The sequence below is a fragment of the Nocardioides sp. GCM10030259 genome (assembly GCF_042666375.1).
GTDB lineage: Bacteria > Actinomycetota > Actinomycetes > Propionibacteriales > Nocardioidaceae > Nocardioides.
Map to the genome: position 1 here is coordinate 285,186 of NZ_JBHTDF010000003.1, position 8,574 is coordinate 293,759.

Sequence of the window (8,574 nt, forward strand, 5' to 3'; positions counted from 1 at the left end):
AACCAGCGTAGGCGCGGGCGTCCCAGGCACCGAACCGGCGCCGGTGGGTGGACGTTTGGGTATGGATCCTCCGGTTCCCCGTCGCGGGGCCCTGCCGACGTGCATGATGCGCCCATGCTCCGCCGTCCCAGGTGGGCCGTCGCCGCGGCCGCCCTCGCGCTCGCTGCCACCGTCGTCAGTGGAGGCGGCGCGGAGTCGACGCCGGCGAGCGATGCGCCGCAGCGCCACGAGGTGGGGACGTGGCACGTCGACCAGCTCGCGCCGGGCCGGTACGCCGTGGCGTGGACCTCGCCCACGCGCCTGCCGATCACCGCAGACCGCCCGACGGTCGTCGGGCCGGCGAGCTGGACGATCGGGACCTCGACCGTGGCCGCCGACGGCCGCACCGTGCGTGCGCGCGTCGACGCGCCGGGCCACCTCGACACGGCGCGCCTCGACGTCGTGCTCTCCGGCCTGCGGCTCGACGGCACCGAGGTCGACAGCGCAGGCGGTCAGCTCGAGCGGCGAGGGAGCGGCGCGCCCGACCCGGTGCTCGACCTGCCGGGCACCCGCACGCTCGAGACCGACCCCGCGACGCCCGGGCCGTACGCCGTGGCCACCAGCGACTACGCCCTGCCCGCGGTGAAGGTGCCCGGGATGTCCGACCCGATCGAGATGGTCGGCCACGTGGTCGAGCCGGCCGCCGACGCGGCCACCGGCCCGCGACCGCTGGTCCTCTTCATGCACGGCCGGCACGGCTGGTGCTACGACCCGGCCAACGAGCAGGACCGGTCGGACGGGTGGCCGTGCCGGCGTCCGCTGGCGGAGACCCCCAGCCACCTGGGCTACGACTACCTCCAGCGGGTGCTGGCGTCGCAGGGCTACGCGACGGTCTCGGTGCGCGTCAACGGCATCAACGCGCAGGACGGCGAGACCGCCGACGGTGGCGCCGACGCGCGCGCCCGCATCGTGCAAGCCCACCTCGACCACTGGGCCACGATCGCGGCGGCGCACCAGGTCGACCTCGGCCGGGTCGTGCTGGTCGGCCACAGCCGCGGTGGTGAGGGCGTCAACCGGGCCGCGATCCGGATCCCGCTCGGTGCTGCCTACCGGATCGTCGGCCAGGTCCTGGTCGCACCCACCGACTTCGGGTCGCAGACCGCGCCGTACGTCCCCACGGTGACGCTGCTGCCGTACTGCGACGGCGACGTCGGCGACCTCCAGGGGCAGCGGTTCACTGACCTCGCGCGCGACCTCACCGCCGACGACACTGCGTTCCGCAGCAGCGTCCTGGTGATGGGCGCCAACCACAACTTCTTCAACACCGAGTGGACGCCGGCGACCGCGCGCGCGGCGGCGAACGACGACTGGTACGGCTCGCCCGACCGGACCTGCGGCCGCCGCGACCCGGCGCGGCTCTCGGCCGGCGAGCAGCGCGCGGTCGGCACGGCGTACGTCGCGGGCGCGGTGCACCTCTTCGCGAACAGCGACAACCGGGTGCTGCCGCTCTTCGACGGCTCCCGCGCGCGGGTCGCGTCGCAGGGAGCAGCGCAGACGCTCAGCCACGCCATCGGCGGCGGCCGCGAGCTGCGGACGCCGGGCGGCTCGACCTCGCTCGCGCTCGCCGACGGTGCGAGCACCCGCTTCTGCCGCGGCACGCTGATCCCCGGCCGGTACGCGTCGTGCGGCAACGACGTCGGCCCGGCCGCCGCCGCGCCGATGTGGCTGCTGCAGGGCGAGGCGGTGCCGGCGCGCGACTTCTTCGAGATGGAGTGGACCGCGCCCGGACAGTCCGGCGGGCTGCTGCTGCGCAGCCCCCTCGACCTCACCGGGCGGCGCCTCGACCTCCGCACGATCGTCGACGACCGCAGCGGCGTCGCGCTCCGGGTCCGGCTCACCGACGCGACCGGCGCCAGCGCGCTGCTCGATCCCGTCGGCGGACTGTGGCTGCCCGGCCTCGGCCGGGCCCCCGACAGCCGCAAGCTGTGGGCGCAGACGCTCGTCGTCGACCCCGCAGGCACGACGCTCGACCTCACCCGGATCGTCCGGGTCGACCTGGTCGGTGCCAGCAGCCGCGGCCGGGTCTGGGTGGCCGACCTCGCCGCCGCGCCCGCCGCGCTGTCCGCCGTACCCGCCCGGCGGCTGCCCACCATCGACGTCGACCGGGTCCGGGTGCGCGAGGGCTCCGGCGGCCGGAAGATCGCGCGGCTGCCGTTCCGGGTCAACGGCACGCTGACCGAGCCCGCGACGTTCGTCGTGTCGACCGTGGGCCAGGCGCGGCGGGACAGCCAGCGGTTCCGGATCGACCTGGCGCCGGGCCAGACGGGCGGCGCGATCCCGATCGCGTACGACGCCGACCGGCGGGCCGACTACCCGGAGCTGATCACCCAGGTGGCCGCGTGGGGGAGCCGCAACGTGGTCACCGACCGGTACACCGGCGCCCTGACGGTCGTCGACGACGACCCGCGGCCGCGGATGCGGGTCCGCACCACGCGGCGCGTGACCGAGGGCGAGCCGGTGCGGTGGGGGGTGTCGATGGACCGGGTCGCCGACCACGACGTGTCGGTGTCGGTCGTTGTGCTGCGTGGCTCGGGCTCGGTGCTACGGGTCAGCGACATCGCCCGGGGCTGGATCCGCAGGCAGGTCGGCGAGGCCGCACCGCGCATGACGCTGCGACGCGCCGGGCTCGCGCTCTTCGAGTCGCTGCCCCCGGGGAAGCGCCGGATCGAGCTGGCGATCCCGACCCGCCGCGACCGCCTCGTCGAGGGCGACGAGACGCTCCGGGTCCGGATCGAGCTCGGCGACCGGGAGCTGGTGCGCACCGTGACCGTCACGGACGCGGACTGACCCCGGCGGGCGGGACGTGGTGGTTGCCGCGCACCAGGTCCTCGGGGTCGTACGCCGCCTTGACCCGCCGTAGCCGCTCCCACGTCTGCGGGTCGAAGAACGTGCTGACGTCGGCCGGGTTCATCACGAAGTTGGGGTAGTCGCCGACCCGCTGGTCCGCGACCGTGGCGGCGATCCCGTCGAGGGCGTCGCGGACGGTCGGCTCGGCCGCCGGCTCGGGGACGACGCCGAGGCTGAGCATCCCGATGCTGCCGGGCAGCGTCGCGCGGGCACCGGCGTCCGGTGCGGCGCGGTGGAGCGCGCCGCCGAGGTGGCGGAGCTCGACCAGGCCGAGCGGTGAGTCCGGGCCGGCGATGCGGGCGACGTCCTCGATCGCGGCGGGGGTCAGCTCGTCGAGCAGCGCGGTGGTGGCGCGGAACGGGAGCGGCTGCTCGGGGTCCATCGCCTGGCGGTGCAGTGCCGTCGGCGGCTGGACCGCGACCGTGTCCGTCGCCGGTCGCAGCCGGCGGAGCGGCGCCAGCAGGGCACGGCCGTCGGCCTCGGCGCCGAGGTGGGCGACCAGCACGATGACGAACGACCGCCCGCGCACCGGCTCTGGTACCTCCGGGAACGGCGGGAAGTGGATGACCGAGCACCAGGTGGTCATCTCCTCCGGGAAGCCCGGCAGCAGGGCGGTCCAGGTGTGCAGCACCTCGGCGATCCGCTCGACCGGGTAGAACAGCGCGCCGGCGTACACCTCGGTGAGGGGCTGTACGCCGAACTCCAGCCCGGTCACGACGCCGAAGCTCCCGCCCCCGCCGCGCATCGCCCAGAAGAGGTCGGGCTCGTGGTCGCGGTCGGCGCGCACCGGGTCGCCGGCGGCGGTGACCACCTCGATCGCGGTGACGGCGTTGGTCTGCATGCCGTGCTTGCGCGAGAGCCAGCCGATCCCGCCGCCGAGCGAGTACCCCGCGAGGCCGACCTCGGGGGACGAGCCGTGCAGCCCGGCGAGGCCGAGGTCGGCGAGCCGTGGTGAGACGTCCCTCCAGCGGGTGCCCGCTCCGGCGCGTACCCGTCTCGCGGCCGCGTCGATGTGGACCTCGGTGAGCGCCGAGGTGTTGACCAGGACGGTGCCCTCGAGCGACCCGAGCGGGGTTGCGTTGTGGCCGGTCGCCTGCCCGGTCACCCGCAGGCCGCGTCGGCGCGCCCAGCGGACGACGTCGGCGACCTCGCCCGCGTCCCCGGGCACGGCGATCGCCTCGGGGCGCTGGTCGTCGAGGACGTTGAACGTGCCGCGGACCCGGTCGAAGCCGTGGTCCTCCGGCCGGACCAGGGAGTGGGGGTCGAGGTCGGTGGTGAGCGAGGTGGTCATGGTGTTGCTCCTTTTCGATGAACAATAATGTTCGTCGAAAGTACGGGACACTCCGGCCACCGTCAATTGGTTGAACAGATGTGTGCAATAATTTTGCCGTGGCCAGGAAGTACGAGCAGCGGCGTCGCGCCGAGCAGCAGGAGGAGACCCGTCGTCGGATCGTGGTGGCGGCGGTCGACCTGCACGGCACGCTGGGCCCCGCACGTACCTCGCTCAGCGCGGTCGCCGAGCGGGCCGGCGTACAACGCAACACGCTCTACCGCTACTTCCCCGACGAGCGGACGCTGCTCGACGCGTGCTCGGCCCACTACTCCGCGGCCCACCCCATGCCGGCCGTCGACGACTGGGCCGCGATCGCGGACCCGCGCGAGCGGACCCGGCACGGGCTCGGCGAGCTGTATGCCTTCTGGGACGACAACCAGCAGATGGTCGGCCACGTGCTGCGCGACGCCGAGACCGAGCCGATCGTGCGCGAGGTCAGCGACCTGGGCTTCGGTGGACCGCTCGGCATGATCCGGTCCGCCCTGCTCGACGCGTGGAGCGCTGACGCCGAGGTCGTCGCGGCCGTCGACCTCGCGCTGGGCTTCCGGACCTGGCAGTCGCTCACCGGGAGCGGCCTGACCAGCGCGGGCGCCGCCGACCTGATGGCCGACCTGGTCTGCGCTGCCGCCGCGCGGGCCAGCTAGACCTGGGGGACTCCCGCCAGTGCCTCGACGAGCGCGTCGTCGCTCAGCGGGTCGTCCTCGAGCGTGCCCGCAAGGAACGTCTCGTAGGCACCGAGCTCCAGGAGCCCGTGCCCGGACAGGCCGATGACGAGCACCTTCTCCTCGTCGGCGTCCTTGGCGGCGAGCGCCTCCCGCCTGGCCTGGGCCAGCGCGTGCGACGACTCCGGTGCCGCGACGATGCCCTGGGTGCGCGCGAACTCGAGGGCGGCCTCGAAGCACTCCGACTGGTGCAGGGCGGTCGCCTCGATCAGGCCCTCGTGGACGGCGTGCGAGACCAGCGGCGCCATGCCGTGGTAGCGCAGCCCGCCCGCGTGGATCGGCGACGGCACGAAGTCGTGGCCCAGCGTGTACATCTTCATCAGCGGGGTCAGGCCGGCCGTGTCGCCGAAGTCGTAGCGGTACTCGCCGCGCGTCATCGTGGGGCACGAGCTCGGCTCGACGGCCAGGATGCGTGGGCTCTGCCTGCCCGCGAGCTTCTCGCGCAGGAACGGGAACGACAGCCCCGCGAAGTTGGAGCCGCCGCCCGCGCACCCGATCACCAGGTCGACGCAGCTCTCGCCGGCCTTGGCCAGCTGGCGCAGCGCCTCCTCGCCGATCACGGTCTGGTGCAGCAGCACGTGGTTGAGCACGGATCCCAGTGCGTACTTGGTGTTCTCGTCCTTCGCGGCCATCTCGACGGCCTCGGAGATCGCGATGCCGAGCGAGCCGGTGTGGTCGTCGGGGAACGCCAGGCCCGACTCGGTGAGCTTGCTCGGCGAGCGGTGGACCTTGCCGCCGAAGACCTCGATCAGCGTGCGCCGCTGGGGCTTCGTGTCGTACGACGTACCGACCTGCCACACCTCGCACTCGATCCCGAAGAGCGCGCACGCGTAGGCCAGCGCCGTACCCCACTGGCCGGCGCCGGTCTCGGTGGTCAGCCGGGTCACGCCGTTCAGCGAGTTGTAGTAGACCTGCGGCACCGACGTGTTGGTCTTGTGCGAGCCGGCCGGGGAGACGCCCTCGTACTTGTAGTAGATCCGCGCCGGCGTCCCGAGCCGCTCCTCCCAGCGGCGGGCGCGGAAGAGCGGACTGGGCCGGTACTGGCGGTAGACCTCGCGCACCGGCTCCGGGATCTCGACGTACCGCTCGGCCGTGACCTCCTGCATGATCAGCTCGATCGGGAAGAGCGGCGCGAGGTCGTCGGGGCCGACCGGCTCGCGGGTGCCCGGGTGCAGCGGCGGGGGCGGCGGGGTGGGCAGGTCGGCCACGAGGTTGTACCAGTGCGTGACCTGCTCGGACTCGTCGAGGGTGAACATGACCTGCGCGTCGTCGCTCATGCTCGGTCACGCTAGCGGGTGTGAGGCGTGCAGGATGTCCCCCATGTCGATGGTTGGATTCCTGCACACCGCCGAGGTGCACGTCGGCACGTTCGACTCGCTGGTCGGTGACGCCGCGGAGACCGTGCATGCCGTGGAGCCTGGCCTGCTCGAGCAGGCCCGCGCCGACGGGCTCACGCCGGTCGTCGAGGCCGGCGTGCGGTCGGCCCTCGACGCCCTCGCCGCCCGGGGCGCCCGGGTCGTGGTCTGCACGTGCTCCACGCTCGGTCCGGTCGCGGAGTCCGTCGCCTCGCCCGTGCCGGTGCTGCGGGTCGACCGGCCGATGGCGCGGGTCGCCGTGGCCAGCGGCTCGCGGATCGGTGTGGTCGCCGCCGTGGAGTCGACGCTCGAGCCGACGCGGTCGCTGCTGGAGGACGAGGCCCGCCGGGCCGGCGCCGACCCGGCGGTCACCGACGTGCTCGTGCCCGGCGCCTGGGCTTCCTTCGAGGCCGGCGACACCCCGGCGTACCTCTCGGCGATCGCCGACGCCGCCCGCGCTCTCGCGGGCGACGTCGACGTCGTCGTGCTCGCGCAGGCGAGCATGGCCGGCGCCGTCGGCCTGGTCGCCGACCTCGACGTGCCGGTGCTCGCCAGCCCCCGGCTCGCCGTGGAGAGTGCGCTCAGTCTCCCTTGACGTTGACGATCTGGCGCAGCACGTGCCGGACCTCGACGAGGTCGGCGGCGTCGGCCATCACCCGGTCGATGTCCTTGTACGCCGCGGGGATCTCGTCGATGAACGCGTCGGTGTCGCGGTACTCGATGCCCGCCATCGCCTCCCGCAGCTGCTCGCGGGTGAACGTCTTGCGGGCCCTGGTGCGCGAGTACTCACGGCCGGCGCCGTGCGGCGCCGAGTTCAGCGACTCGACGTTGCCCTTGCCGACCACGACGTACGACGCGGTGCCCATCGAGCCGGGGATCAGGCCGGGGCGTCCGGCCTCGGCGTTGATGGCACCCTTGCGCGAGAGCCAGACGGTCTCGCCGTAGTGGGTCTCCTGCGCGGTGTAGTTGTGGTGGCAGTTGATCTCCTCCTGCCGCTCCACGTCGCCGGCGACCCACTCGGAGAACTGGCGGACGACCCGGTCCATCATCTCCTCGCGGTTGAGCAGCGCGTAGGTCTGCGCCCAGCGCATCTGGCCGATGTAGGCACCGAACTCGTCGGTGCCCTCGGTCAGGTAGGCGAGGTCGCGGTCGGGCAGCCTCTCGCCGCGCTGCTCGGCGAGGTCGCGCGCGACCCGGATGTGCCGCTGCGCGATCTTGTTGCCCACGCCTCGCGAGCCGGAGTGGAGGAACAGCCAGACCCGGTCCAGTTCGTCGACGGTCACCTCGATGAAGTGGTTGCCCGAGCCGAGCGTGCCCAGCTGCAGCTCCCAGTGCCTGGAGTACGTCGCGGGGTCGAACCGGGTCTGCTCGGCATCCTTCGTCAGCCGCTCGAGCCGCTCGCGGGTGTGCTTCCTGCTGACCTTCCGGTTCTGCGCGCCGGCCGAGAGCGGGATCGCCCGCTCGATGGCCTCGCGCAGCGGCCGGCGGTCGGCCGGCAGCTCGTCGCGGGAGTACTGCGTGCGGACGGCGATCATGCCGCAGCCGATGTCGACACCGACCGCCGCGGGCATGATCGCGCCGAGGGTCGGGATGACCGAGCCGACGGTCGCCCCCAGCCCCAGGTGCGCGTCGGGCATCAGCGCGAGGTGCGGGTGGATGAACGGCATCGTCGCCGTCGTCACCGCCTGGTCGCGGGTGCCCTGCTCGAGGATCGAAGCCCAGTTCATGAGCTTCTGGCTGATCTTCTCCATGGTCCTTTCCTGTCTGCTTCGCGTCGCATCGTGCGACGGCCGCGTCAGGCTAGGAGCCCCGATATCGCTTGCACCTCCGGTTTCCGGTGTGCGGGGGGAGATGCGGTGGCCAGTAGTGTCGGAGCGTGATCGCCGAGACCCCGGAGCCGCCGTACACCGCGGTCGTCTTCACGTCGCTGCGCACCGAGGGCGACAACGGGTACGCCGTGATGGCCGCCCGGATGGAGGAGCTCGCCCGCGAGCAGCCGGGCTACCTGGGCATCGAGGCGGCGCGCGACGGCCTCGGCATCACGGTGTCGTACTGGGTCGACGACGCGGCGGCGGCCGCGTGGAAGCAGGTCGCCGAGCACCTCGTCGCCCAGCAGCGCGGCCGGGCGGCGTGGTACTCCGACTACCGGGTGCGGGTCGCGACCGTCACCCGGTCCTACGGTCCCGACGGACCGCGCTGAGAGCCCTATGTCAAGCAGCCTCCTGAGTGAGGGTGCTGAGCCGGCCGTGTAGGTCGGGGTTGTAGGGCACCTGGTCGT

Annotated in this window: 7 protein-coding genes; 4 read left to right on the forward strand and 3 right to left on the reverse strand. The window is 73.4% G+C overall.

The genetic code is table 11. The features are described 5' to 3' along the window. Nucleotides 1-114: 114 nt before the first annotated feature. Nucleotides 115-2,826, forward strand: coding sequence for a hypothetical protein (locus tag ACFQQI_RS04065; protein ID WP_378558308.1), 2,712 nt, complete (start codon nt 115-117; stop codon nt 2,824-2,826). On the opposite strand, the gene ACFQQI_RS04070 is transcribed toward ACFQQI_RS04065, so the two are convergent. Continuing rightward, nucleotides 2,810-4,177: an FAD-binding oxidoreductase gene (locus ACFQQI_RS04070; protein WP_378558311.1), complete on the reverse strand. Its 1,368-nt coding sequence runs from the start codon at nt 4,175-4,177 to the stop codon at nt 2,810-2,812. The genes ACFQQI_RS04065 and ACFQQI_RS04070 overlap by 17 nt on opposite strands. 98 nt (nt 4,178-4,275) lie before the next feature. Between ACFQQI_RS04070 and ACFQQI_RS04075 the strand changes: the two genes are divergently transcribed. Further along, nucleotides 4,276-4,863: a TetR/AcrR family transcriptional regulator gene (locus ACFQQI_RS04075; RefSeq protein ID WP_378558314.1), complete on the forward strand. Its 588-nt coding sequence runs from the start codon at nt 4,276-4,278 to the stop codon at nt 4,861-4,863. On the opposite strand, the gene ACFQQI_RS04080 is transcribed toward ACFQQI_RS04075, so the two are convergent. Continuing rightward, nucleotides 4,860-6,218, reverse strand: a complete 1,359-nt coding sequence (locus tag ACFQQI_RS04080; RefSeq protein ID WP_378558317.1) for a TrpB-like pyridoxal phosphate-dependent enzyme — start codon at nt 6,216-6,218, stop codon at nt 4,860-4,862. The two genes, ACFQQI_RS04075 and ACFQQI_RS04080, sit on opposite strands and share 4 nt — an antisense overlap. Before the next feature lie 43 nt (nt 6,219-6,261). Here ACFQQI_RS04080 and ACFQQI_RS04085 point away from each other — a divergent pair, with 43 nt between their 5' ends. After that, nucleotides 6,262-6,891, forward strand: a complete 630-nt coding sequence (locus ACFQQI_RS04085) for an aspartate/glutamate racemase family protein (RefSeq protein WP_378558320.1) — start codon at nt 6,262-6,264, stop codon at nt 6,889-6,891. Here the strand turns inward: ACFQQI_RS04085 and ACFQQI_RS04090 are convergent. Further along, a complete protein-coding gene (locus tag ACFQQI_RS04090; RefSeq protein ID WP_378558323.1) occupies nt 6,878-8,047 on the reverse strand; it encodes an RtcB family protein in 1,170 nt (389 codons plus the stop codon). The genes ACFQQI_RS04085 and ACFQQI_RS04090 overlap by 14 nt on opposite strands. 125 nt (nt 8,048-8,172) lie before the next feature. Here ACFQQI_RS04090 and ACFQQI_RS04095 point away from each other — a divergent pair, with 125 nt between their 5' ends. Beyond that, nucleotides 8,173-8,496, forward strand: coding sequence for an antibiotic biosynthesis monooxygenase family protein (locus ACFQQI_RS04095; protein ID WP_378558326.1), 324 nt, complete (start codon nt 8,173-8,175; stop codon nt 8,494-8,496). The last annotated feature ends 78 nt before the right edge of the window (nt 8,497-8,574 follow it).